General features: G+C 71.9%; 19 protein-coding genes and 2 pseudogenes. 8 read left to right on the top strand and 13 right to left on the bottom strand.

Annotated elements, in window-relative coordinates:
- Positions 1-242 precede the first annotated feature (242 nt).
- Entirely contained in the window at positions 243-1,505 is a 1,263-nt protein-coding gene (locus ACFYW7_RS06675; RefSeq protein WP_389498724.1) for a Rieske 2Fe-2S domain-containing protein, read from the bottom strand.
- A 491-nt stretch (positions 1,506-1,996) separates the two neighbouring features.
- Here ACFYW7_RS06675 and ACFYW7_RS06670 point away from each other — a divergent pair.
- The 6 genes and pseudogenes from ACFYW7_RS06670 to ACFYW7_RS06645 form a co-directional block, all read left to right on the top strand.
- Positions 1,997-2,169 (top strand): annotated as a pseudogene (locus tag ACFYW7_RS06670) (DUF2470 domain-containing protein); the annotation flags it as partial.
- Positions 2,170-2,339: 170 nt separating this feature from the next.
- Entirely contained in the window at positions 2,340-3,389 is a 1,050-nt protein-coding gene (gene mgrA, locus ACFYW7_RS06665) for an L-glyceraldehyde 3-phosphate reductase (protein WP_389498722.1), read from the top strand.
- 739 nt (positions 3,390-4,128) lie between these two features.
- On the top strand, positions 4,129-5,382 hold the full coding sequence (locus ACFYW7_RS06660; protein WP_389498720.1) for a glycosyltransferase family 4 protein: 1,254 nt from the start codon (positions 4,129-4,131) through the stop codon (positions 5,380-5,382).
- Positions 5,379-6,191, top strand: a complete 813-nt coding sequence (locus ACFYW7_RS06655; protein ID WP_389498718.1) for a transferase — start codon at positions 5,379-5,381, stop codon at positions 6,189-6,191. The genes ACFYW7_RS06660 and ACFYW7_RS06655 overlap by 4 nt, the downstream gene beginning before the upstream one ends.
- Before the next feature lie 370 nt (positions 6,192-6,561).
- On the top strand, positions 6,562-6,885 hold the full coding sequence (locus ACFYW7_RS06650; RefSeq protein ID WP_389498716.1) for a cupin domain-containing protein: 324 nt from the start codon (positions 6,562-6,564) through the stop codon (positions 6,883-6,885).
- A 131-nt stretch (positions 6,886-7,016) separates the two neighbouring features.
- Positions 7,017-7,709 carry a DUF899 family protein gene (locus tag ACFYW7_RS06645; RefSeq protein WP_389498713.1) on the top strand — a complete coding sequence of 231 codons (693 nt, stop codon included), beginning with the start codon at positions 7,017-7,019 and terminating at the stop codon, positions 7,707-7,709.
- Positions 7,710-7,866: 157 nt separating this feature from the next.
- Here the strand turns inward: ACFYW7_RS06645 and ACFYW7_RS06640 are convergent, their stop codons facing one another.
- The 7 genes and pseudogenes from ACFYW7_RS06640 to ACFYW7_RS06610 all read right to left on the bottom strand — a co-directional run bounded on the left by ACFYW7_RS06640 (position 7,867) and on the right by ACFYW7_RS06610 (position 16,554).
- Complete coding sequence (locus tag ACFYW7_RS06640; protein ID WP_389498710.1) at positions 7,867-8,394, bottom strand: GNAT family N-acetyltransferase; 528 nt, start codon at positions 8,392-8,394, stop codon at positions 7,867-7,869.
- 59 nt (positions 8,395-8,453) lie between these two features.
- A pseudogene (locus ACFYW7_RS06635) lies at positions 8,454-9,058 on the bottom strand (glyoxalase).
- Between the two features lie 82 nt (positions 9,059-9,140).
- Positions 9,141-10,046 (bottom strand): hypothetical protein, encoded by a 906-nt coding sequence (locus tag ACFYW7_RS06630; protein ID WP_389498707.1) that lies wholly within the window; start codon positions 10,044-10,046, stop codon positions 9,141-9,143.
- A gap of 282 nt (positions 10,047-10,328) precedes the next feature.
- Positions 10,329-12,035, bottom strand: coding sequence for an endo-1,4-beta-xylanase (locus tag ACFYW7_RS06625; protein WP_389498705.1), 1,707 nt, complete (start codon positions 12,033-12,035; stop codon positions 10,329-10,331).
- A 188-nt stretch (positions 12,036-12,223) separates the two neighbouring features.
- Positions 12,224-13,621 (bottom strand): FAD-dependent oxidoreductase, encoded by a 1,398-nt coding sequence (locus tag ACFYW7_RS06620; protein ID WP_389498703.1) that lies wholly within the window; start codon positions 13,619-13,621, stop codon positions 12,224-12,226.
- Between the two features lie 1,163 nt (positions 13,622-14,784).
- A complete protein-coding gene (locus tag ACFYW7_RS06615; protein ID WP_389498701.1) occupies positions 14,785-16,011 on the bottom strand; it encodes an MAB_1171c family putative transporter in 1,227 nt (408 codons plus the stop codon).
- Positions 16,012-16,014: 3 nt separating this feature from the next.
- Positions 16,015-16,554, bottom strand: coding sequence for a toxin-antitoxin system, toxin component (locus ACFYW7_RS06610; RefSeq protein WP_389498699.1), 540 nt, complete (start codon positions 16,552-16,554; stop codon positions 16,015-16,017).
- A gap of 429 nt (positions 16,555-16,983) precedes the next feature.
- Here ACFYW7_RS06610 and ACFYW7_RS06605 point away from each other — a divergent pair, with 429 nt between their 5' ends.
- On the top strand, positions 16,984-17,124 hold the full coding sequence (locus tag ACFYW7_RS06605) for a hypothetical protein (RefSeq protein ID WP_389498697.1): 141 nt from the start codon (positions 16,984-16,986) through the stop codon (positions 17,122-17,124).
- Positions 17,125-17,173: 49 nt separating this feature from the next.
- Here the strand turns inward: ACFYW7_RS06605 and ACFYW7_RS06600 are convergent, their stop codons facing one another.
- The 3 genes from ACFYW7_RS06600 to ACFYW7_RS06590 form a co-directional block, all read right to left on the bottom strand.
- Positions 17,174-17,623, bottom strand: a complete 450-nt coding sequence (locus ACFYW7_RS06600) for a DoxX family protein (RefSeq protein ID WP_389498695.1) — start codon at positions 17,621-17,623, stop codon at positions 17,174-17,176.
- Between the two features lie 278 nt (positions 17,624-17,901).
- Positions 17,902-18,468, bottom strand: coding sequence for a hypothetical protein (locus ACFYW7_RS06595; RefSeq protein WP_389498693.1), 567 nt, complete (start codon positions 18,466-18,468; stop codon positions 17,902-17,904).
- Between the two features lie 487 nt (positions 18,469-18,955).
- The gene (locus ACFYW7_RS06590; protein ID WP_389498691.1) at positions 18,956-19,420 is read right to left on the bottom strand and encodes an ATP-binding protein; all 465 of its coding nucleotides are present in this window, start codon (positions 19,418-19,420) and stop codon (positions 18,956-18,958) included.
- Positions 19,421-19,922: 502 nt separating this feature from the next.
- Between ACFYW7_RS06590 and ACFYW7_RS06585 the strand changes: the two genes are divergently transcribed.
- On the top strand, positions 19,923-20,495 hold the full coding sequence (locus tag ACFYW7_RS06585; protein WP_389498689.1) for a MarR family winged helix-turn-helix transcriptional regulator: 573 nt from the start codon (positions 19,923-19,925) through the stop codon (positions 20,493-20,495).
- An 81-nt stretch (positions 20,496-20,576) separates the two neighbouring features.
- Here ACFYW7_RS06585 and ACFYW7_RS06580 read toward each other — a convergent pair whose 3' ends face one another.
- Together ACFYW7_RS06580 and ACFYW7_RS06575 are read right to left on the bottom strand one after the other, a co-directional pair.
- Entirely contained in the window at positions 20,577-21,293 is a 717-nt protein-coding gene (locus ACFYW7_RS06580; RefSeq protein WP_389498687.1) for a gamma-glutamyl-gamma-aminobutyrate hydrolase family protein, read from the bottom strand.
- A complete protein-coding gene (locus ACFYW7_RS06575) occupies positions 21,290-22,780 on the bottom strand; it encodes an aldehyde dehydrogenase (protein WP_389498685.1) in 1,491 nt (496 codons plus the stop codon). Before ACFYW7_RS06575 ends, ACFYW7_RS06580 begins: the two co-directional genes overlap by 4 nt.
- Positions 22,781-22,869: the final 89 nt, after the last annotated feature.

Below are 22,869 nucleotides of genomic sequence, written 5' to 3'. Positions count from 1 at the left end.
CGGGTGTGCGAAGGGTGAATCGACGCGTCACGGTTGACGCTGTCGCCGGGTGGCCTGCGGCAGCGGGGCCGCCGGCGTCCCGCGCGGAGGTGGGCGCCCGCCCGGGGCACCGTCCGGCCGGGCGGCGGAAATCGACCCGGGCGGCGCTGCGCGATCGGGCAGCGCGTTGCGATCGGCGGACCCGACGGCGGGACCGGTGCCTCCCCGGCCGGACTCCCAGGAGGGCAGGTGACGTGGCGGCGCTAGTCGCGACCGGCGGAGCCTTCGGCGGCCGGGCCGGGAGGCTGGACCGGACCCGCGCCGTTCGTGACGCCCGCGTGCTGTGCCGGGGAGGCGAGACCGCACGGGCCGCAGCCGGGCGCGGCTTCCGGGCGCAGGGGAACCCCGTTGGAGCGCAGCACGTCGCGGACGTCGAGGATGAGCGGGAACACCTCGTGGTTGCGGTCCTCGCCCTGCTCGTCCCAGGCCCGCTGTTCGGCCTCGACCGCCGTCCGGTCCTGGGCGAAGACCCGTTCGGTGAAACGGCGGATGAGCGGCCAGGCGAGGTGGAGCGCCCCGGGGACCGACGGCTTCGCGATCGTCAGCAGCCCGAAGGCGTGGTTGACGCGCTGCTCGGCGTCCTCCGGGACATAGACCGCCCAGAGCGAGAACGCCGGGAGTTCGGTGCCTTCCGGGACGTCCCGCAGGGTCTGGTACGGGTACTCGGTGCGGATGGTGATCACGTCGGGGGTGTCCCGGCCGCCGATCCCCTCCGCCGACAACAGGCCCGCCCCCCTGTCCTTGCGGCCGCCCGCGGGGACGAACAGGTAGCGGGCCTCGACGTGCCGGGGACCGGTCTCGTAGCCGAGCAGCTCGGGCTGGATCCTGCCGAGCACGCTCCGGTGCAGGAACTGGTGGTTCATGTCCAGCAGGTTCTCGTGCATGAACGAGTAGTGGCACCGCACGGTCCGGGAGAACGTCATCGTCCGGTGGGCGGCCGAATCGTACTCGGGGAGGAACGGGAACGGCGCGGCCTCCGCCAGAGCGGGGTCCCCGGGGAACACGAACACCAGGCCGTACGCCTCGCGCACCGGGTACGAGCGAACGCCGCGCGGCGGCCGCTCGCACCCCTTCGGCAGATAGGGGATCTGCGAGATGCGACCGTCGCCCCGGTAGGCCCAGGCGTGATAGCAGCAGCGCAGGATGTCGCCCTCCACGACGCCCATGCTCAGCGGAACCTGGCGGTGCGCGCAGCGGTCCTCCAGCGCGTGCACGGTGCCGCTGCGCCCTCGGTACAGCGCGATCCGCTCGCCGGCGAAGGCGGCCGCGAACGTCCGGTTGCGGCGCACGCTCCTCGACTTCGCGACCGGGTACCAGTGGTCCGGGGAGATACCGACCCGCCGCAGGTCCGGCACCGGATCGGGGAGCGCCCTGAGGCGGCCGTCCACGACGTGCGGCGGGAACGGGACCGGGTCGGGGGAGGAGTGCCGGTCCGCTCCGGGGCGGCCGGGTCGGGCCTCGGTCATCTGCTGTGCTCCCTCGTGCTCGGGGCGGGAGGTCGTGTCGTGACCCCGGGTGCTGTGCGCGCCGGGCTCACCGTGTGCCCGTACGGCCGTGGTGCGGCCCGGATCCGCTCCGTGGCCGGGAGGTCCACTCCCAGCGGGTGGCCGCCACTTCCCACAGTCGCCGGGGGCACCTCGGACGGCAACCGCGCACGCCCCCGGAGCCCGGCGGTGGGGGGCCGCTCCCCCGCGGCGGCCACGGGCCGGACCCGGCGGTGACGGGCGCCCCGGGGAGGGCGCGGCCTCCGGTCGGGGCTGACGTCGCAGGCGTCCGGTCGGATGAGTCGGAGACAGTTCCCGTCCCCGGTCCGCAGGCGGTGAGTCCATGACCGCCTGCGACGGACCTCGGTCGAAGCACCGGCCGACGGCTCCGCCCTCGCGCGGCGTCTGGGCATCACTCGTCGAGACAATTTAAGTTAGGCAAGCCTAAGTTTCTCGTGTTCCCGGAGATCCCGATGCGTCGTATTCCCGCCCGGGCCGGCGCGCCGACGGCCGCTGAGCGCGTCCGGTCGATCCTGGCCGCCGCCCTTCGATGACGGTGGTGAGCGACGGGCGGCACACCGAGGTGCGACGTCTCGACGGCTCCGGAGTCATGGGTCGTCTCCATCCGCAGGCTCCGTCCGAAGGCGCCGGCACGGACGCGGGTGACGGCGCCGGACCTTGGGCGATTCATGAGTTCCGCCGCTGAATCGCAGCGGAAAGAGCGGTTGGACTTCCCTGTGGAGGCGGCGCACAGTGAGGTCAGGGCTCTTTCGACCGGCGAAAGGGGCCAGTACCTGTCCCCGGCGGAGAACACACATGAACCACGTTCCTGATCCCAAGCGCTACGACGGCACCATGCGCTACCGGCGCACCGGCCGTTCCGGACTCGATCTTCCGGTCCTGTCCCTCGGGTACTGGCACAACTTCGGGGACGACAAGCCCTTCGAGGCGCAACGGGAGATCGCCCTCAAGGCGTTCGACCTCGGGATCACGCACCACGACCTGGCCAACAACTACGGCCCGCCGTACGGCTCGGCCGAGATCAACTTCGGCCGGCTGATGCGACAGGACCTGAAGGCCCACCGGGACGAGCTGGTCGTCTCCACGAAGGCCGGCTGGGACATGTGGCCCGGTCCCTACGGGCAGGGCGGCGGCTCCCGCAAGTACCTGCTCGCCTCGCTGGACCAGTCCCTCAGCCGTACGGGCCTGGACTACGTCGACATCTTCTACTCGCACCGGCTGGACCCCACCACGCCGCTGGAGGAGACGATGACCGCCCTGGACACGGCTGTTCGCCAGGGCAAGGCGCTGTACGTCGGCATCTCCTCCTACGACGCCGAGCGAAGCCGTCGGGCAGCCGCCATTCTGCGTGACCTGGGTACTCCGCTGCTGATCCACCAGCCCTCCTACAACATGCTCAACCGATGGATCGAGACCGACGGCCTCCTCGACGCCGCCGCCGACGAAGGCTTCGGCGTCATCGGCTTCACCGCACTGGCGCAGGGCCTGCTCACCGGCCGCTACCTCGACGGCGTGCCGCAGGACTCCCGAGCCGCCCAGGACAAGTCCTTCGACACGGAATGGCTCTCGGCCGAGACACTGCGCCGCCTGCGGGGCCTGAACGACATCGCCACCCGCCGCGGACAGAGCCTCGCCCAACTGGCACTCGCCTGGGCCCTGCGCGACGAGCGTGTCACCTCCCTCGTGATCGGCGCCTCGCGCACCGAGCAACTGGAGCAGAACGTCGCGGCGTTGGAGAACCTCGACTTCTCCGAGGAAGAGCTGAGCGAGATCGACGAGCTCACCGCCGGAGACCACGACGTCGACCTGTGGAGCGACGCGCGGCAGGGCAACCTCGGCGGCTGACACGCCACTTGGGCCCGTGGTCGTGGCTTCCGAAACGGAACCGCATCCCGCGGGCCCGAATCGCGGGCCCGCATCGCACGGCGCCCTCCGTACGGGCGGGACGGTTCCCGTGAGGGCGCCGAGCGGCGGCCCGCGCACGGCACGAGTCGCCCCGGCGCGGGCTCAAGTTCCTGGACCGCGTTGACGCCCCGGCATCGTCCACCGTTCCTCGGGGTTCCTCGCCGCGCGATGAGCGGATGGCCGCGACGTGAGCAGGGCCGGGCGGGGCGCCGCAGGGAAACGGGCAGGCCGGGGCCTCTATGGCGAGTCCGGACCTGCCGAGATGCCGCTCTTGTCCAACACCCGCACCCGTGAGCTCGACGAGCCCGCCGAGGACCACACGTCCTCGTCCATGTCCGCGATGTCAGGATCGACGGCAGCCGGACCGGAGGAGGCGTACGGGCATGGGCTCCGAGTTCCGCAGGGTCGAACTCCTGCGCTGGGTCGCCGGCGGTTGGCGAGTGACGAGTGGTCGGGAATGCGTGTGAGTACGGAGACCGTCGGGTTGGTGGAGGAGGCCACCGGATCAGGCCGATCCCTGTGGCCGTCAAGAGCCGCCGGACCCGATGCGCGGAGGAGCCCGCTCCGGTCCCTCCGGTCGGCCGACGCCGTTCCTCCGACGCCTCACCTGGCATGTGTCGAGCGTGAAGAAGTTGTAACGGTGAACAACCCTAAGGGACTTGTCACTGTCTAGTACGACATGAAAATCTCGTTCCTGATCCACAACGCATATGGGATCGGAGGCACGATCACCACCACCTTCAACCTCGCCACGGCGCTGGCGGAGCGTCATACGGTGGAGATCGTTTCGGCCTTACGAACCCGCGAGCGGCCCACGCTCGGGTTGGATCCCCGCGTGTCCCTGCGCCCCCTGGTCGACCTGAGGGACGAGAAGGAGCATCCGCTGCACCTCCGGCCGGCGCGCGTGTACCCCTCCTGCGAGTACCGGCACCGGCAGTACAGCGAGCTGACCGATCAGCGCATCGGCGGGTTCCTGGAGAAGACCGACGCGGACGTCGTCGTCGGCACCCGGCCCGGGCTCAACGTGCACCTCGCCCGGCAGGCATCGGACAGGGTCGTCCGTGTCGGGCAGGAGCACCTCACGCTCGACAGCCATTCACCACAACTGCGCGGTGTCCTGCGCGGCTCCTATCGCCGGCTCGACGCGCTCACGACGGTCACCGCCGCGGACGCGGCCGTCTACCGGCGCAAGATGCGCCTTCCGGGAGTCCGGGTCGAGGCCCTGCCCAACAGCGTCCCCGACCCCGTACTGCCCGCCGCCGACGGCACCGCCAAGGTGGTCGTCGCGGCCGGTCGCCTGGTGCCGGTGAAGCGCTACGACCTGCTCGTCGAGGCGTTCGCCCAAGTGGTCGCCGTGCATCCCGACTGGCAGCTGCGGATCTACGGCAAGGGCCAGGAACACGCCAAGCTGCGGCGGATGATCTCGGACCTGGACCTCAGCAACAACGTCTTCCTGATGGGGGCGGTCGCCCGCATGGACGGGGAGTGGGTGAAGGGGTCCATCGGAGCCGCCACCTCCAACTTCGAGTCCTTCGGCATGACCATCGTCGAGGCGATGCGCAGCGGGCTGCCCGTGGTGAGTACCGACTGCGCCTACGGCCCCGGCGAGATCATCCAGGACGGTGTCGACGGCAGACTGGTCCCCGTCCGGGACCGCGACGCGCTGGCCTCCGCCCTGCTGGAACTCGTGAGCGACGACGAACGACGACGCACCATGGGCCGTTCCGCCATGGAGAACACACGCCGGTTCGCCCCCGAACCCGTGGTGGAACAGGCCGAGCGGCTCTTCACCGAGGCGGTCGACGCGAAGCGGGCCGGGCGCTCGGCGGAAGCGGGCCGCGCGGGGGCGTACCGCACCTTCGTGGCGCAGGGTTTCGCCTTCCGTGACACCTGCAGGGTCGCGAAGAGCCGGATACGGAGGACACAGCGATGACCACGCCGAGCGGAGCGGAACCGCGTAGCGGCTGCACGGTGGACGCCGACGGCCGGATCACCTTCGGCCTGCGGCTGCCGTCGGCCGGTCATCCGCAACTGCTCCTGCGGCTGCGCACCAAGAAGGGACAGCCGGAGAAGGCGCGTCATCTCCTGGACCTGGAGCCGGGGGAGGACGGGCACCGATCGGCGGTCCTGCGCGCCGGGCAGACCCTCGAGGAGGGACGCTGGGACGTCTACCTGCTCCAGGAACCCGACGGCGAACGCCAGAGGCTGCGCCCCGGACCGGCGGACCTGAGGGCCCTCGTCGACGGCAACGGGCGCGACTGGTCCCCGCCGGTCGCCGTCCGGATCCCGTACATCACCAAGTCCGGGCATCTCGCGGTCCGGGCCTGGCTGCGGCCCGTCCATGCCGAAGCCGACCGGATCCTCGTCACGGACCGGACGATGACGGTCACGGCCCGGCTGCACGGCGCGTCGTTCGGTGCGGGGGCCGTCGTCCGCATGGTTCTCCGCGGCACGGACACGGTCCGGACGGCCGAACCGCGGACCGAAGGCGACGGGCGGGGATTCTCCTTCACCGTCGACTGCGAGGAGTTGGCCGGCCCCGCGGCGGGCGGCGGCGTCTGGGACGCCTTCGTGCGGCCCGCGGAGGAAGCGCCATCGACGAGGATCGGCCGCCTTCTCGACGACGTGGCGGACCGGAAGGAGATCTTCGTCTATCCGGCGGCCCGGATCGGGGCCTCGGAGATCCGTCCCTATTACACGGTGGACAACGACCTGTCCGTCGAGGTGACACGACCCGGCTGACGGCACCGGTGGACGGTCGAGCGGCGGCAGTTCCCGGCACCCGGGGCCCGCCTCCGGCCGCCCATCGACTCGGCCCCGGGCAGCGACGTCACACCGGACGCGCGGGGGTTCCGGTGCCGTCGTCGACGTCCTTGGGTCCAGGTTCCGGCGGCCGGGGACCGGTGGACCGGGCCGACGGTCCGCCGGACGAAGCGGGCGGTCCCCGGGGAGTCGGGTGGTCGGCGGGGAGTCGGGCTCGGCCGGGGGCGGCCCGGGACGTAGGGTCCTGCACGCACGCTGATCGATCGTCCGACGCCGGTCCGGCCCTCCGACGCCGGTGGGCCCCAGGGGCGCGGACGGCGGAACCACACGGCAGGGACGAGGCACCTTCATGACGACGACCGCGAAGCCGACCCTTCAGTACGAGGACGCGCGGGTTCGCGTCACCCGCTGGGACTTCGAGCCCGGTACCGCCACCGGCCACCACGTCCACGCACACGACTACGTGGTCGTCCCCGTGACCGACGGCCGCGTCAGCGCCCGCACCCCCGACGGGACCGGCACCGAATCCGTCCTGGAGGCGGGCCGGTCCTACGCCCGCCCGGCCGGCGGCGCCCACGACGTCGTCAACGTCGGGGACGCCCACCTGGCCTTCGTCGAGATCGAGCTCAAGCACACGTCCCCCGCGACAGGACCCGCCCAGGACGTCCGGTAGGGCGGGGGCAGGGTGCCCGGGGCCGGGGCCTGCTTTCGTGATCGCCGGGAAGCCGCCGGGGCGGACCGATGACTTCCGGCGGGCCGCGGAGTCTGTACTCCCGAACAGGCACCCGACCGCCCGGAGGAAGCATGTCCTCGACCGCGAACGCCCTGCCCCCCGTCGTCGACCCCGGCACCTGGCAGAAGGAGCTGGCAGCGCTCCGGACCCGGGAGAAGGCCGCGACCCGCGAACTCGACGCGATCGCCGCCCAGCGCCGCAGGCTGCCGATGGTCGAGATGCCGGACTACGTACTGGAGGGCGAGGACGGCCCGGTCCGGCTCGCCGAGATCTTCGGAGACCACCCGCAACTGATCGTCTACAACCACATGTGGCACGAGGGCGCCGAGTGGCAGTGCGGCGGCTGCACCGGCTTCACCTCCCAGTTCACCCGGCTCGGCGGCCTCACGAAATTCGACGCCAGGTTCGTCATCGTCACCCAGGGACCGATCAAGGACGCGCTCGCCTACAAGCGCAAGGTCGGGAACACGATGACCTGGTACTCGACGGCCGACAGCGCCTTCGGCAGCGACGTCGGCGCCCCTCCGAACGCCGGATTCGCGGTCAACGTGTTCCTGCGCGACGGCGACACCGTGTACCGGACCTGGCACACGGACGGCCGCGGGACGGAGCAACTGGGCTACCTGTTCGGTCTGGTCGACCTGCTCCCGTACGGCCGGCAGGAGGTGTGGCAGGACTCGCCGGAGGGCTGGCCGCAGTCGCCGACCTACAGCCGGTGGGCCGGTCCGGAAGAGATCGCGGCGGCCTACGGAGAGGGCAGCTGAGCCGACGCCGCCCCGGGGCCTCGGTGGGGCCGGATCCCTTACGAGGTCCGGGGCAGGGGTGAGCGGCCCACGCGTCCCCAGCGGGTCTAGGGCGCGCTCGCGATCGCCCCTGGATCACGGTCGGTGGCGTCGGCGGGCCGGTCCCCGGCCCCCTCGCTCACTCCGTGCCGTCGGTCCCCAAGGCCTTCTCCATGAGCGTGAACGACTTCGGCGGACCGCCCGGCTGCGGCTTGCCCGCCTTGTGCCCGACGACCCGGTAACCGGCGTCCTTGTAGTAGGCGTTCAGGCGCGCGTTGTCGGCCAGGCAGTCCAGACGGACGAACCTCCGCCCCGTCGCGGCGACCCGGCGCTCGGCGGCTCGCAGCAGGATCAGTCCCGTCCCCGGCCCGGCGTTTCCGCGATCCACCATCAGCCTATGGACGTAGCCGGCCACCGACGGCTGCGGCCCCCAGGCGTCCTCGTCCTCCCACCACAGCTCCCAGGCCCCGGCCACCCGGCCGTCCGCCTCGGCGAGCCAGACCTCACCGCCGGCCATGCTCCTGCGGAAGTGCTCCTCGTCGAGCTGGCCCGGCTGCCACTGACGGGTGATGCCCCGGGCGAGCATCCAGCGGGCGGCGTCGTCGCGCAGCCGGACGAGGGTGGCGAGGTCGGTCTCGCCGGCGGGGCGTATATGAAGATCATTCACGTCGGAATCCTCGCACGGGCGCCCGTGAGAACGCCCGCATGGGCGGCTCGAGGGGTCCCTCAGGACGAGGTGGGGGCCGACGAGGCGGCTTCCCGGGCGAACCCGTCCGGGTCGGTGAAGGACCCGGCGGAGCTGCCGAGGACGACCCGGTGCGATCCGGTGCCGTCGTCGGCGACACCGAGGTCCTTGGTCAAGCCGGCGCGCTTGTACAGCGCCGGCTTGACCGGGCTCGACGCGTCCGCGGTGAACTCGGCGTACTTGCCGCCGAAGCTCTTCCCGACGGTCAGGCCCCGCTCGACGTAGAACCGCTTGCTCGCCTTCACGTCCTCGACGCCGAGCAGGAGCACCATCTCGTCGATCCTCCCGGTGGCCGGGCCGGTGTCCTTCTTCGCGGAGGTCGCGACCTTCAAGATCGTCCCGTCCGGGGCCCGCACGACGCCGCCGTAGCCCCACAGCGACTTCGTGACGGGCTTCAGCTCGGTGGCGCCCGCCTCCAGGGCGGCCGCGATGAGGCTGCTGACGTCGGCCGGCTGGGACACCGCGAGCGCCAGGGTGTGAACCCGCGGAACCCGGTGGTGGGCGTCTCGGAGGCCCGCAGGCGCACCTGGGAGCCGAGTCCGAAGGCGCTGGTGCAGAAGGTCCGGGCGGCAGGGCGCCCCACCAGGCGGAACGCGGGGCTCCGGCCGGCTGGCGCGCGCCGCCCGCTTCCTGGATCGGGACCGGGCGTCGAGCGGGTCCTCGTCGGGTCAGTCGGACCGGAGGTTCTCCAGCGTGGACCGGGTGTCGGTCCGCACCCACCGTGCCACCTCGTCGGTCTCGGGCGGGGTCGTCGTCTCGTAGGAGGACGTGTAGGCGCTCCAGCTCATCTGGTACGTCATCCAGCCGTCGCGCACCGCGAGGATCACCGACCGGCTGCCACTGGTTCCCGTGCCCGACGTGGTGTCCTCGGTCGCGAGATAGGCCTCGTCACCGAAACCGGACACCCTCTCCACCTCGTAGTCCTTGAACCGCTGGTCGTACTCGGACCACAGAGCGGTGAACTCGGGGGAGGGGTCGGTCGACTTGTGGAGATCCATCTCCACGGAGAGGTACGCGTCGGCGTAGGAGGAACTGGAGGACGTCTTCAGGGAGATGCTGCACGCGCTCTGGTCGATGGCCTCGTGCGTCAGAGAGGTGTGCGTGGGAGCGCTGTCCCGCTCGGCGTACTCGGTCCGCAGGGCCGTGTAGTCGACCGAGGAGCAGAGATCGGTCCGCGCCCGGTATCCCGCCAGGTCCGGGTCGTCGCCGAGTGGCCCCAGAAGGAAGATCCCACCGGCCCACAGGGCCGAGGCGACCACCGCGCCGACCGCCGCCCACAGCACCGCGCGCCCGCCGCCGCCCCTGCCGCCGGAAGGCGGAGGGAAACCGGACGGTTGCCCGTAGGCGTACGGAGGGGCAGGGGCGTAGGCGGGAGGGGGCCCGTAACCGCCCGCCGGCACCGGGCCCGGATAGGGGCCCGGTGCGGATTCGGGTCTCGGCAGGGGGGACGGTTGATGGTGTGCCTGCGACTGGTTCGGTACGGTCGGCGCGGGCGGAGCGGTGGAGCCGGGTCGCGGCGGCTCCGCCTGGGGCTGCGTCGGCTGCGCGGGTACGTCCTCGGACCGATCCTGCATTCCTGTACTCCCTATCCGAAGTCGTGGGCCTTGCGGTCGAGGTGGCGGAACGGACGCCGGGCCCGACGCCGACCTCCCGCGTCGGAGGCGACAGCCGACCGGCCTGGCAGAGAGGCCGAACAGAAGGGGCGAACAGAGAGGGCGAGCAGAGGAGAATTGGGGCAACAGGTCCATTCTAAAGGGGAGTTCGACGGGTGGGACCTTGTCGTACCGGCCGCGCCCGGCCGGTGACGGCCCGTCGGGGACGGGCCCTCGTCGACGGCCCCGTCCCTAACCCGTACCTCAGCCGCGTGCGTCTTCCAGGACGTCACGCAGTTCCCAGTAGGCCGGTTTCGCCTCGTAAGCCGTGTCCCAGGGAAGGGCGTTACCGGGAGCCGGTGGGTACTGCCGGATGTCCGCCGTGGAGCCGTACCGGTCGGTGAAGCCCCAGGTGGAGAAGGAGGTGCAGTTGGGTTCCTGGCGGCAGACGGCGAGCTTCCCCGCCAACTGGCTCGCCTGGACGTCCTCTTCGTCGTCGTCGACCAGAACGTCCGCCTCCGAGACCCGGGCCTTCAGGCCGAGCGCGGCCAAGGCCCGGACCTTGCGCCGGAAGACCTCCGGATCGGTACGATCGCCGACGGCGTATTCGTGGTCCTGGAAGCCGACACCGTCGATCGGGACGCCCCGCTGCCTGAGCCGGATCAGCAACGCGTAGAGGGCGTCCCATCGCGGACCGTCCTCCTCCACCCCGTACTCGTTGAGATAGAGCACCGCGCGCGGGTCGGCCTCGTGGGCGGTACGGAAGGCGATGTCGATGTACCGCTCGCCCATCGCCTCGAACCACAGGTGGGGCCGCACACCGAGGTTGCCGTTGGCGTAGTCCTCGTCCTCGTCGGACATGGGCTCGTTCACCACGTCCCACTCGGCCACCTCGCCGCGGAAGTGGCCCGCTACCGCCCGTATGTGCTCGGTCATGACGCGCCGGCGTTCCTCGCGCGTCATGGCGGCGCGCATCCACGCGGGAAGGGCTTCGAACCAGACGAGCGTGTGGGCGTGCACCTTCATCCTGTTGGCCTCGGCGAAGTCCACCAGGGTGTCGCCCTCCTCGAACGCGAACACTCCGCGTCGCGGCTGGACGAACTGCGCCTTGAAGTCGTTCTCCGGCGTCAGGACGGAGAACTCCTCACCCGCCGTCCGGCGGTACGCGCCGTCGGTCAGCAAGGGGCCCGCGGCCAACGCCGTTCCCATCCTGATCGGGCGGGGCAGGTCCGCCGCGAGATCACGCAGCGCGTCGGTGGACCGGGGTACGCGCAGGCCGGGTGCGTCCACGACGGACATCCGGCCCCGGCCCAGTGATCGCGCGCGGAGCCCGGTCAGGGTCCAGCCCTTTCCACGGGCTCCCGCGTCGGCGCCGAACCAGATGCGGCCGTGGCCGAACACGTTCCGAGCCGGAAGGGTCCCCACGACGACTCCGTCGGCCTCCAGCACGAGTTCGCGTCCGCGCACCTCGACGGCGAGCGCGACCTCGCGTCCGAGCCCCCGGCCGAACCTCCGGGTCACGGCGGGTCCGTCCGAGTCGCCGTCCCAGCGGTCGATCCGGATGCTCCCGCCGACCACGCCGATCCGCACGCTGCGCCGTTCGTGGCGCCACTCGTCATAGACGACCGGCGTCTCGCCGTACAGATGCAGGAAGGCATCGGTACCGTCGCCGCGCCCGAGGCTCGCCTCGATCCGGACGTCCCCCCGGAACAGCAGATGGGGGCCCCGGAGGTTCACCGGTGGATCGGGCTGCCCGCCGGTGCCGTCCTGGCGGGTGATGCGCCGGTCGAGGCGCGTGACGCGAACGCCCGCCCGGGTGGGCTCAGCCCCGGCGAAGTGGGCCCAGTCCCTGCCGTGCAGGAGGTCCACCGCCGGTCCCCGTCGCGGCGCGCGGGGGCCGCCATGATCCGCCGGGACGGCCAGGAGCGAGGCGAGCACGACCAGAGCGACAGCGCTCCTTCGTAACGACATGAACAGCACTGCTCCATACGTCTGGTCCGTTCCGCGACGGCGTCCCCACCGTCCCGGTCACATCGTCACCGTCTGGGCCGCCGCGTCACCCGGCGCCGTCCTCCCCGGCCGCGGCGAAGAACGCCGACGGCCGACCGCGCGGCGCCTGCCCGTTCCTGGCCGGTCGCCATTGTCTCAGGCGCCGCCGATCAGAGGCCTGCGGCCTTCCGTTCGCTCTCCGTCAGCGGAGGGCCGTCCAGCAGGGGCGCCTTCCGGCCGAGGAAGACGCGGAAGAGCATGCCGGGCGCGAGGAGCCGGGCCGGTGACCGCTCCATGCTCATGACGTCCAGGAGGGCCCGCAACGCGTACGGGTCACGCGCCCCGGCGTCGACCGCGCGGTCGATGAACGCGGCCCCGGCACGCTCCAGTCGGCCGGGTTCCTCGGCGCTCGCGCCCGGGTAGAAGGCGTCCTGGCCGACGGCGAGATCCCAAGCCTGCCCCACCGGGCGCGCCGCGCCGCGTTGGATGCGCCGAGCCGTTCCCGGGGCGCCGAGAGCGTGCTGGGCGAGAACCTTCCTGAGCGCGAGGACGCTCTGCGCGGCGGCGGTCAGACCGTGTCCGTAGACGGGGTTGTACCCGGCGACGGCGTCTCCGAGAACGGCGAATCCGGCCGGCCATTTCGGCGTCTTCTCGTAATAGCGCCGCCTGTTGGCGGTGCTGCGGGTGGTGACGACGTCGGTGAGCGGCTCCGCGTTGGCGAGCAGGTCCCCGATGACGGGGTGGGCGAGCGAACGCGCGAAGGGGACGAACTCGTCGTTGTCGCGGCCGGGTCGGCCTCCTCGGGTACCGGAGAGGGTGACGAGCCACTGGCCGTCCTCGATGGGGAGGATGATGCCGCCCCGGCCCGGTGGACGCGTGGGATCCGCCTGCACGTTGATGATCGGGAAGTCCTCGCCCGCGGCGGCGGGGGCCCGGTAGACGCGGCTGGCATAGCCGACACCCGCGTCGACGACCCGCTCCCGCACGGGCGGAAGCCCGAGCGCTCGCAGCCACTGCGGTGCGCGACTGCCGCGTCCGCCGGCGTCGACGACCAGGGCCGTGGACAGGGTCTCGTCTCCCGCCGCTCCCCGTACGCGCACTCCGGTGACGCGGTCGGCGTCGCCCTCGAGGGAGACGAGTTCGGTCTGTTCGCGCACCGTTATACCGGGCCGGCGGAGGACCTCGTCACGGATGGTGGCGTCCAACAGGTCGCGGCTGCACACGATGTTGATGTGGTGGGCCTCGTCGAACCGTCTGAACCACTGTCCGGAGGGCGCCTTGCTGACCATGCCGGACATGATCGGTACCCGCCGGGCGCCGCGCGCGACCAACCGCTCCGTGATACCGGGCAGGAGGAGCTCCAGGGTCCGCGCGCCACCGGACCACAGGAGGTGGGCGTGGCGTGCCTGCGGCAGTCCCTTGCGCGGGCCGGGCCGTTCGGGCAGGACGTCGGACTCGACGACCGTGACGTCCGCGTGCTCGCGGAGAGCGGCGGCGGTGAGCATCCCGGTCGTCCCTCCTCCGATGACCAGCGCGACGGGCCGGGGGCCGGACGTTCTCTCAGGCATTGGCGGAAGCACCCTCTCTGGTGGCCGTCCGGCCGTGGTCACCGCTGACAGGCAACTGCTGCCAGGTGAACTGGACTTCGGTCTGGAGGAGCGGGCGTGACGTCACCCCGGTGGCCGGGGTGCGCGAAGGTCGCGGCGACGCCGTGGCCCTGTTCCCGACGGGCGATCTCCGACGCCGGGGCCCGCACGGTCGTCCGAACGGGTCGCACACTGCCCCCTGTTGTGGCGACGGCCGGCCGGGCGACGGGCGTCGGCTCTGTTCAAGCGTCCCCCTCTTCTCGGTCCGCAACCGTTCGGGATCAGGCCAAGGAGCTCCCCGCACCTCGAACTCCCCACTCACTTCCCGTACTTGGTGTCGCCTCGTGATGGCGGCACCAGAACATTACGTGAGAAGCCGGGAGGTTGGCCTGGCCAGTGAGAACACGAGATGCACGACACCACCGACGCCGCGACGCTCCCCGGCCCGGTGAACCGGTTCGGACCGGCGGAACCGACGAAACCAGCCAGTCGGCATGGCCCCCCGGTCGGTGGGCGTGGCCGGGCGCGGGCGCCGCGAGTGGCCCCGACGCTTCCACCGAGGTCCGCCCGCCGTCGGCGAACCCGTTGCGGAAAGGCGAAGGAGCCCGAACGACGTCCTCGGGGCTCTGTCGGGCGTCGCCCACGTCGTGCGGGCGCCGCGGCGGCCGTGGCAGGACGCGTTTCCGCGGCCCGCTGCCGCCGGCCACCGGGGCCGGGGAATCCGCCGCGTCGCGACGGGCGATTCCGAAGACGTCCCCGGACCGCTTCGGGCCGGTGGAGTCGGCGGTCCGACGCACAACTTGGCTGCAGGGCCGGGAAGCCAGGTGTGCGGGCCGGTGGTCGACGGTCGGCCCGGCCCGGCGGGTACCCGCCCGGCGTACGCGGACGGCGTGAACGCCGACCGGGAAGGTTCTGGACCCCACCGGCCGGGCCCGATTCCTGCCGCGTGCGTCCGGCCCTTCGACCCGCTGACGGACGTACGGTCGTCATGCCGGACAGCGGGCGCGCGAAGTGGCCGATCGACGTGATCGCCGTGCCGGGGAGAGCAGTTGGACCCGCCGGGTGTCTCCTCGGCAGGAGACGACAGCACATCGCCGCTGATCGCTTCCTGGTGCTCGCCCGCGGAGGCAGGGTGGCGGGTGAGCTCAAGTGGGGGATTTCTCGCCATCCTTGATGTGCGGGACGTGTCCGACGTGTTCGACGAGAGACAGGACCGACATCGGGGGGTCGGTGGGGTCGGCGGCGAAGCGTGAGGTGCGCAGGGCGCGTGACACGTCGGCCAGGGCGGTCCGCAGGACCGGGACGGCGGTGTCTCCGGGAACGCGCGGCGTCCGGGTCCGGCCCTGGCGTGTGGCCAGCGCGGCGGCACGGACCATCGCCGCCGTACCGATGGCAAGGGCGTCCCGACTGCTGTGCCCCGCGGCCTCGGCGGCCGACCGCGCGCGTGCGCGGACCTCGTCGTCGAGCTGCGGCCGTACGAGGCTCAGCCCGTCCTGAATGCCGGCCTCGCGCCGGGTCAGACGGACTTGGGGCGAGGCGTACCAGGGGATCGGCGCGGCGAGGGACGTACCGGGGGCCGCCCTGCCGAGCTCACGCCACAGGGGTCCGAGCCGTCGGTGGACGGCCAGCGTCCGCCCCGTGGTGACGGCCCAGGGGCCGATGAGCGGCAGCAGGAATCCGACGATGGCGAAAGGGGCGGCCAGGGCCGAGAAGAACGGGGAGAAGGTGGTGCTGAGCATGTCCCAGTCCCGGCCGCTCCAGCGGGCGGCGACCGCGGCGAGCTTGAGGGAGCTGAAGGAGAGGTTCAGCAGCCAGCCGGCGCACAGGATCCACAGGCCGGCCCGCAGCCAGCCGTGGACCTGGAGCGCCCAGCGCCAGCACAGGGCGGTGGTGACGAGGGCCGCGGTCATGTGGGCCACCAGGTACAGCGTGATCATCTCGCCGATGAAGGGCGCCGACGCGTAGTACGTGTCGAAGTCGGTGCGGCGTTCCACCGGTGCGTCACCGAGGGCGAACAGGACGATGAGGGCGGTGATGACGAGCAGGTATCCGAGCCGCCAACGCCGGGAGACCCGCCGCACGTGCTCGGGCGGGCCCCCGCGCCAGTGAACGATCAACAGCAGACAGGCGGCACTGAAGGTGCTGATGATGACGTACACCAGGAGGCTGGACGCGTTCGCGATCCCGCTGACCTCGTTCACCGCGGCGATCGTCGGGGGCGCCGCGAAGAAGAAGCCGGCGCCTCCCACGGCGATCACCACGCAGACCGACCGCACCAGGGGGTCGCGCCAGGCCCTGCGGAGATCCGGGAGCCTCACGCCGAGGCAGATCCACAGAGCGGTGGCGGGGATGTAGTAGTCGGAGGAGTTCACGGCTCAGACCCGTCTGCGGCGGTTTCCCAGTGACGCGCCGATGCGTCCGGCGACCTCATCGAGATCGGCCGGTGCTCCGCCCGGCTCGCCCTCCAGCCAGACACGGAACTGGGTGACCGCCAGCAGCCCGAACATCTCGGCGGCCGCTTCCTCGCTGTGCTTGAACTCGGTGCGCGCGGCCACGCGGCGCACGGTCTCCTCGAGCCGGGGCAGATCGGGGCGGGTGGACAGCATCCGCGTCGCCACGGACTGGCCCAGGGGATGGTTGCCGCAGGCCCCTTCGAGCATGTGCCAGACCTCGTGGAAGAAGATCGCCAGCTGGTGGAGGGGCGTGGTCCGTCTGTCGATGACGATGATGTCGCGGTCGGGCAGGTCGAGCCAGAGACCACTGGCCGTCCGATGGGGGAACTCCTCCTGGAGGAGCACGAGTTCCCGCCCCGTCTTCGCGCTGACCAGGCGGATCAGGGCGTCGAACAGCGCGGCCGGCTCCGTGGGCACCGGCAGTGCGACGTCGGCGACCAGTTCACCGACGAGGCGACGCATGACCCTTACCTTGCGCACTGTTCACCCCAATGAGTGCGAGAAGCCTGCGGCTTGGTGTCCGCGTCCTTCGTTCCGTCTCGGTCGGGCCGTGCGCGCACGGCCTCGTCGACGATCCGCCCGACCGCCTGTCGGCGTTCTGGGCGGGTAGGTGTCGATCGGAGGCGGTGACGCGGTCGGCCTTCGGACGCAATATGCCAAAGCGGCGACGGCTGTGCACGGGCCGTCGTCCGGAGCGGGCTTCCCGTTGGGACGCATAATGCCGATCAAGTCCGACAAAGGCGGACTCCTGGACCACCGTGCGGCTGACTGGAATTCACCGTTGTCGGGGGCGGCCGTCACCCGAGGACCAGGGTGGTGGCCGGCCGCCGAGGATCGCGGTGGTGGCCGGACGGGCGGGCCGCGGGGGCGGTGCGGTGGGGGTACCCGGAGATGGGACGACTTCCGAAGTCCCGGGGCTGGAACGGCTCGTGCGCGCGGTCCTGGTGGCACCGCGTCCGGGTGGTCCGGGCCGCTGCCGCCGCGGTGACGGCGGCAGCGGGCGTCGTCGGCACCGCGGTTCTGGCGTGGTGAGCGTCCGGCGAAGGCGCCTCGTGCCCACCAGCAGGCGGGCGGCGGCGTGTTACGCGGTCTGCCCGGCCGTCTGCTGGACGGAGTCCTCGGTCCGCCCTCTGCGCTGGATCAGAGCGGACAGGGACAGGGCGCCGGGGCCGAAGAAGACCAGGAGCAGGAACCCCCAGCAGAACAACGCGGGGGACAGTCCGCCGTTCTGCAGCGGGAAGAGGCCGTTCTTCTGGTGCTCGGTGAAGTAGGCGAAGGCCATGGCCCCCGAACTGAGGAACGCGGCACCACGGGTCGCGGCGCCGAACAGGACGAGGAGGCCGCAGACCAGTTCTATGACACCGGCGTACCAGAACGGCCAGTCGCCCACGGGGCTGCTCTGTCGGTCCAGGACCCCGAAGATCGTGGCGGCGCCCTCGCTGGCGAAGAGCAGGCCGAGGACGATGCGGAAGAGACCGAGGACAAGAGGCTGGTGACTCGACAGACGGTCGCTCAGAGAGGCGGTGCTCATGGGTGCGTACTCCTTGGATCGGTCAACTGCGTCCCCGCGGGACATGGGAGGCCGGACCGACGTGCGGGAGTCCGTCCCTCTTCCTTGACGTGCGCGCCGGATGGCCGGTTCAACCACAGGCCCACGGGCCGGATCGCGATCATCGTGCAGGACGACGCCGGTGGCAAGGGAGTCACGGACGCGAGCACCGTCGAACGGCACCGGCCGGGTGACGTGTCGCGGCACCGTCACGGCACCCGCGTCACGTCACCCGGCCGGAAGCGGTGACGCCGACCGACTCACCAGGTGTGGGCGACGTCGACCACCAGACGGTCGGGGAGCTGGAACACCCGGAACGGCAGCCGGGCCCGCAGGCCGAGACCCACCTGCGTGGTCCCTTCGAAGCTCGCTCCGTACTTCGCGTCGCGGAAGGTCCGGTAGCCGGTCAGGTCGACGCCCGGCAGCGGCCGGCCGCCCTGACCGGGGTAGGTCGCGGCGTGGGTCTCCGGGTCGTAGGCGGGGGCGGACACGATGATCTCGAGGATCGCCCCGCCCGAGACCGGAATGCGAATGCCGCTCGGGTCCTGGATGAAGGCGTCGACGTAGTGCACGGTGTACCCGATGGTGTCGGTGCCCGCAGTGGGGACGTCGAACACCATGCGGTCGTAGCAGTCCTGCCTGCCGGTCCTGATGTCGGTCAGCGATCCGAAGTCGGCGTCCGCCGCGGACTTCGGGAGGCTGCCCCAGCCGGTCGGGCACGTGACGGCCGTGGTGGCCGCGCTCGCCGTGGCGGGCGCCGTGACGGCCACGCCCACACCGGCCATCGTCAGGGCGGCCAGCGCCGCTCCGTATCGTCTCGTACGCATGGTTTCCCCTTGTGTCGCGGCTCTCGATTCCCTGCCATGTACGACATGCCGGTCACCGTTTTGGTTGTACCGGGCGCCCCGGAACTTGCCTGCGTCTCGTGCTGCTCGCGCGGCCCGTTCTCAACCGGTGGGGGCGGGACCGTACGCGGATCAGGCTCCAGGCGGCGTCCGGTCGGGGCTCACGGCTGCACCGGCCCACCGCCGCCTCGGCGTCCGGCAGTTCACGAGGCGATCGGGACGGGCCCTCCGCAGAGGCCGCGTTTCGGCAGGGCGGTGTGATCCCTCGGTCGGTCTCGTCGCGGGTGGTACTGGGCGGGCTCGAACTCGGCCGGCCCGAGGAACGCGCGGCCGCAAGGGGCGCTTCCTGACCGCTCGGACGGTTGCCGGCACGGTCGGGTTCGCCATCGGCGCGCCGGCTCAGGGCACGGCACCGCCGGCCGTCGCGTCGAACACCCCGGGCCCGACGTGGCCGGTCAGGTGGCGATCTTCATGGGTGTTCTTCGGTACCAGGTGTTCCGCCGCCTTCCTCGCGGGCTTCCTCACGGGCGGCGAGAACGCTGCGATGGAGCGTCAGGACGGTGCCGCCGGTGGGCGGGAAGGTGTAGTCGACGCTGTCCATGTAATGGCGCATCAGGAGCAGGCCCCGGCCGGTGGGAAGGTGGAGGCGTTCGGGCGTACGGGGGTCGGGGTAGGCGGCCGGGTCGAATCCGGGGCCGTCGTCGGTGACGGCCGCCGTGACCTGGTCGCCCGAGACGTCGAGGTCGACCAGGACGGGCCGCCCGCCGCCACCTGGCCGACGACCGTGCCGCAGGGCATTGGCCACCGCTTCCAGGAGGGCGACGAGTACCTCGTCACGGACGCCCGCCTCCGCCCTGAGGGGCGCCAGGGCGCTGGAGAGCGTGTGCGCGAGGGTGGAGAGGTCCGGGGAGTCCCGGTCGATGGACAGCCTCACGGGCGGCAACGCCCACGGCGCGGTTGCCCGGACGGCCGGAACGGGAGCGCGCGCGGCGCGCGGGAGGTCCGGGGGTGTGTGCGGGACAAGGTGTGGTCTCCCGTCGCGGGCGGTCCGCCTCCGGATCGCCGGCGGGCAGAGTCATCGTGTTCCAGGACCGGCGGTTCATCCGCAGGCAACCCCGTTCATGCCTCGGACGAGCGAACGCCACGCGGCAGGCGGACCAGCACCGGAGCGGGGATCAGGGCGACTGCGCGGGATGGCGAGCCCGGGGACCCGGTGGCCGACCCCGTCGGCCCGGCCCGGCCCGAACCCCGCCCCGCACACGCGAGCCGTCCGCCCGGGCTCGTCGACCGGGCCCAGGACATGACCGGCCCGAGGGACACACGGCCGATGGTCACACGGCCCGACGGTCACCCGGTTCGTGCTTCCGGCCACTGAGTACAATTTGGATTCGAATGACGTTCGCGACGCGACGTCCTCCCTTCGAAGGAGAGTGCCCGTGCCGGGACAGCGATCCATCAGCGAAGCCGAGAAGCTGACTCAGGCCAAGCTCGGAGGCGCTCCCGTCCACCACGAACAGATGGCCGTCGTCGCCAACATCTACCGGGCGGCCTCCGCGGTGCGCCAGCATCTGGAGAACTCGGTGCTGCGCGGCGAGGATCTGACGTGGACGGCGTTCGTCGTGCTCTGGGTGGTGTGGATCTGGGGGGAGTCGGAGACACGGCACGTGGCCGAGGAGGCGGGGATCTCGAAGGGGACCTTGACCGGAGTCGTGCGGACCCTGGAGGGGCGCGGACTGGTCAGGCGGGCGGGTCACCCCTCCGACGGGCGCCTCGTCCTGCTCAGCCTCACGGACGACGGCGAGACGCTGATGCGGCGGCTGTTCCCGCAGTTCAACGAGGAAGAGGCGTTCGTGACCTCGCGTCTCGGCGACGAGCAGTGCCGGAGCGTCGCGGACGGGCTGCGCCAAGTCGTGCTTCAGGTCGAGGAGTTCGGTGAGGCGCGTCGGCTCGCCCTCCTCGACGGCGCCGAACCGGCACCGCGCCGCAGCGGACGGCGCCCGAAGGCCTGACCGGCACGGCCTCGGTCCGTGCCGTTCAACTCCGTCGGCGCGCAGGGGATTTCGTGCCCCCGGTCGAGGGGGAGCGAGGTGTCAGCGGCTCCCTCCGCCGGCTGCCGCCCTCACGAAGGCTTCGAACAGGCTGTGTTGCTGGGGATCCTCGTGCGCGGTGTCCTCCGGGTGCCACTGCACGCCGGTGAACCACCCGGGTGAGCCGAGGAGTTCCAGCCCCTCCACGGTGCCGTCGGCGGCCCGTGCCGTGACGGCCAGTCCGGTGCCCAGGCGGTCCACCCGTTGGTGGTGGTAGCAGGAGACTTCGGCCTTGTCGGCGCCGACGGCCCGCTCGAGCAGCGAGTCGCGTCGCAGCGTCACCGGGTGGACGACGTGCCGGTGCTCCTTCTCGGGTCCGCCCATGTCCTGTTCCAGGGTGCCGCCGAGGGCGACGTTGACGACCTGCATCCCGCGGCAGACCGCCAGCAGGGGCAACCCCTCGGCCAGTGCCCGGCGGGCGGCCTCCAGATCGAAGGAGTCCTGGACCTCGTCGACGTCGTACACCGTGTCGTGGGTGTCGGTGGCGCCGTAGGTGTGCGGAGAGAGGTCTCCGCCGCCGGGCAGCAGGACACCGTCGAAGCGGGCCAGGCGGGCCGCGACGTCGTCGGCGGCGGGGTGGACGCTCACCGGCTCGCCGCCGGCCCGCCAGACGGCCTCGACCAGGGCGCGGGCGTTGACCTCGGCGGCGTAGCGGAGTGCGGACGTCGTGGCGGCGAATCGGGCGGGGATCGCGATGAGCGGTCGCGGCGGAACGGTCACAACTGGATCCAGGTCGTCTTGAGTTCGGTGTACTTCTCCAGGGCGTGGGCGGACTTGTCGCGTCCGTTGCCGGACTGCTTCATGCCGCCGAAGGGGACGGTGAGGTCGCCCTCCTCGTAGCAGTTGACCCAGACGGTGCCGGCCTTCAGGGCCCGGGAGACCTTGTGCGCGGTGGACAGGTCGGAGGTCCACAGACCCGCCGCGAGCCCGTACTCGGTGGCGTTGGCCAGTGCCACCGCCTCGTCGAGGTCGTCGAAGGCCAGGACCGACAGGACGGGTCCGAAGATCTCCTCGCGGGACAGCCGCATGCCGGGGTCCACACGGTCGAAGACGGTGGGCCGCACATAGCTGCCGCCGGTCCCGGTCAGTGTGCGTTCGCCGCCGGCGCGGAGCCGGGCGCCCTCGTCCAGCCCCGAGCCGATGTGGCCGAGGACCCGGCCGAGGTGGCTCTCGCCCACGAGTGCGCCCATCTCGGTGGCGGGGTCGAGGGGGTCGCCGACGCGCAGTTCGTTCGCGCGCGCCACGATGGCGTCGGTGACCTGATCGGCGATGGAGGAGTGGACCAGCAGCCGGGAGGGCGCGGTGCACATCTCGCCCTGGTTGAAGAAGATGCCCCAGGCCGCGGTGGCGGCGGCCCGTTCCAGATCAGGGGCGTCGGGCAGGATGATGTTCGGTGACTTGCCGCCCAGCTCCAGCCAGACGCGCTTGAGGTTCGAATCGGCCGCGTAGTGCAGGAACGCGCGGCCCACTGCGGTGGAGCCCGTGAAGGCGAGCACGTCGACATCGGGGTGCAGCCCGAGGGCGCGCCCGGCCACCGGCCCGTTCCCGGCCACGACGTTGAGCGCGCCCGGCGGCAGCCCGGCCTCGGTGGCGATCCGGCCCAGCAGCAGGGCGGACAGGGGCGAGTTCTCGGAGGGCTTGAGGACCACCGTGCAGCCCGCGGCGAGCGCCGGGGCGACCTTCCAGCCGGCCAGCGTCAGCGGGAAGTTCCAGGGCACGACCGCGCCGACGACACCGGCCGGCTCCCGCGTGACGAGCGCGAGGGCGTCCCCCGGGGTGTGCGGGGACTCGTCGGTGAGTTTGTCGGCGAGCTGCCCGTACCAGCGGAACGTGGCGATGAGCGCGCGCAGTTCGATGGCGTACGCGTCCTTGACCGGCTTGCCCATCTCCAGGCTCACGGTGAGCGCCAGTTCCTCGCGCCGCTCCTCGATCAGGTCGGCGATCCGCATCAGCGTCCGGCCGCGTTCGGCGGGCGTCAGGCGGGGCCACGGTCCGGTGTCGAAGGCGTGCCGGGCGGCGGCGACGGCCGCGTCCACCTCGGCCGTACCGCCGTCGGCGACCTCGGCCAGCACCCGGCCGTCCCGCGGGGAGACGACCGTGAACGTCGCTCCGGCTCCGGGTTCGTCCACGCCGTCGACGTGGTGGACGCCCGGGACCTTCAGGGACTCGGCGCGGCGCAGCCACTCCTCGTGGGTGATGTCCGGCATACGGAACCTCCGCAATCTAGTTTGGATTCAAACGATACGATCCGTGGAGGAGCCGCCGCAAGGGTGTGGCCACGGCTCGTCGGATCGGA

Source organism: Streptomyces sp. NPDC002580, assembly GCF_042889485.1.
Lineage (GTDB): Bacteria > Actinomycetota > Actinomycetes > Streptomycetales > Streptomycetaceae > Streptomyces.
The sequence above is the reverse complement of the archived record's forward strand: the minus strand, read 5'-3'. Positions and strand labels throughout refer to the sequence as shown.

Bases quoted from the DNA above. Each gene is read 5' to 3' on its own strand.
- ACFYW7_RS06645 (WP_389498713.1), top strand. From the start codon at position 7,017: ATGTCCTCGACCGCGAACGCCCTGCCCCCCGTCGTCGACCCCGGCACC.
- ACFYW7_RS06575 (WP_389498685.1), bottom strand. From the start codon at position 22,780: ATGCCGGACATCACCCACGAGGAGTGGCTGCGCCGCGCCGAGTCCCTG.
- mgrA (WP_389498722.1), top strand. From the start codon at position 2,340: ATGAACCACGTTCCTGATCCCAAGCGCTACGACGGCACCATGCGCTAC.
- ACFYW7_RS06660 (WP_389498720.1), top strand. From the start codon at position 4,129: ATGAAAATCTCGTTCCTGATCCACAACGCATATGGGATCGGAGGCACG.
- ACFYW7_RS06595 (WP_389498693.1), bottom strand. From the start codon at position 18,468: ATGCGTACGAGACGATACGGAGCGGCGCTGGCCGCCCTGACGATGGCC.
- ACFYW7_RS06610 (WP_389498699.1), bottom strand. From the start codon at position 16,554: ATGCGTCGCCTCGTCGGTGAACTGGTCGCCGACGTCGCACTGCCGGTG.
- ACFYW7_RS06600 (WP_389498695.1), bottom strand. From the start codon at position 17,623: ATGAGCACCGCCTCTCTGAGCGACCGTCTGTCGAGTCACCAGCCTCTT.
- ACFYW7_RS06675 (WP_389498724.1), bottom strand. From the start codon at position 1,505: ATGACCGAGGCCCGACCCGGCCGCCCCGGAGCGGACCGGCACTCCTCC.
- ACFYW7_RS06625 (WP_389498705.1), bottom strand. From the start codon at position 12,035: ATGTCGTTACGAAGGAGCGCTGTCGCTCTGGTCGTGCTCGCCTCGCTC.
- ACFYW7_RS06630 (WP_389498707.1), bottom strand. From the start codon at position 10,046: ATGCAGGATCGGTCCGAGGACGTACCCGCGCAGCCGACGCAGCCCCAG.
- ACFYW7_RS06650 (WP_389498716.1), top strand. From the start codon at position 6,562: ATGACGACGACCGCGAAGCCGACCCTTCAGTACGAGGACGCGCGGGTT.
- ACFYW7_RS06620 (WP_389498703.1), bottom strand. From the start codon at position 13,621: ATGCCTGAGAGAACGTCCGGCCCCCGGCCCGTCGCGCTGGTCATCGGA.
- ACFYW7_RS06655 (WP_389498718.1), top strand. From the start codon at position 5,379: ATGACCACGCCGAGCGGAGCGGAACCGCGTAGCGGCTGCACGGTGGAC.
- ACFYW7_RS06605 (WP_389498697.1), top strand. From the start codon at position 16,984: ATGGGACGACTTCCGAAGTCCCGGGGCTGGAACGGCTCGTGCGCGCGG.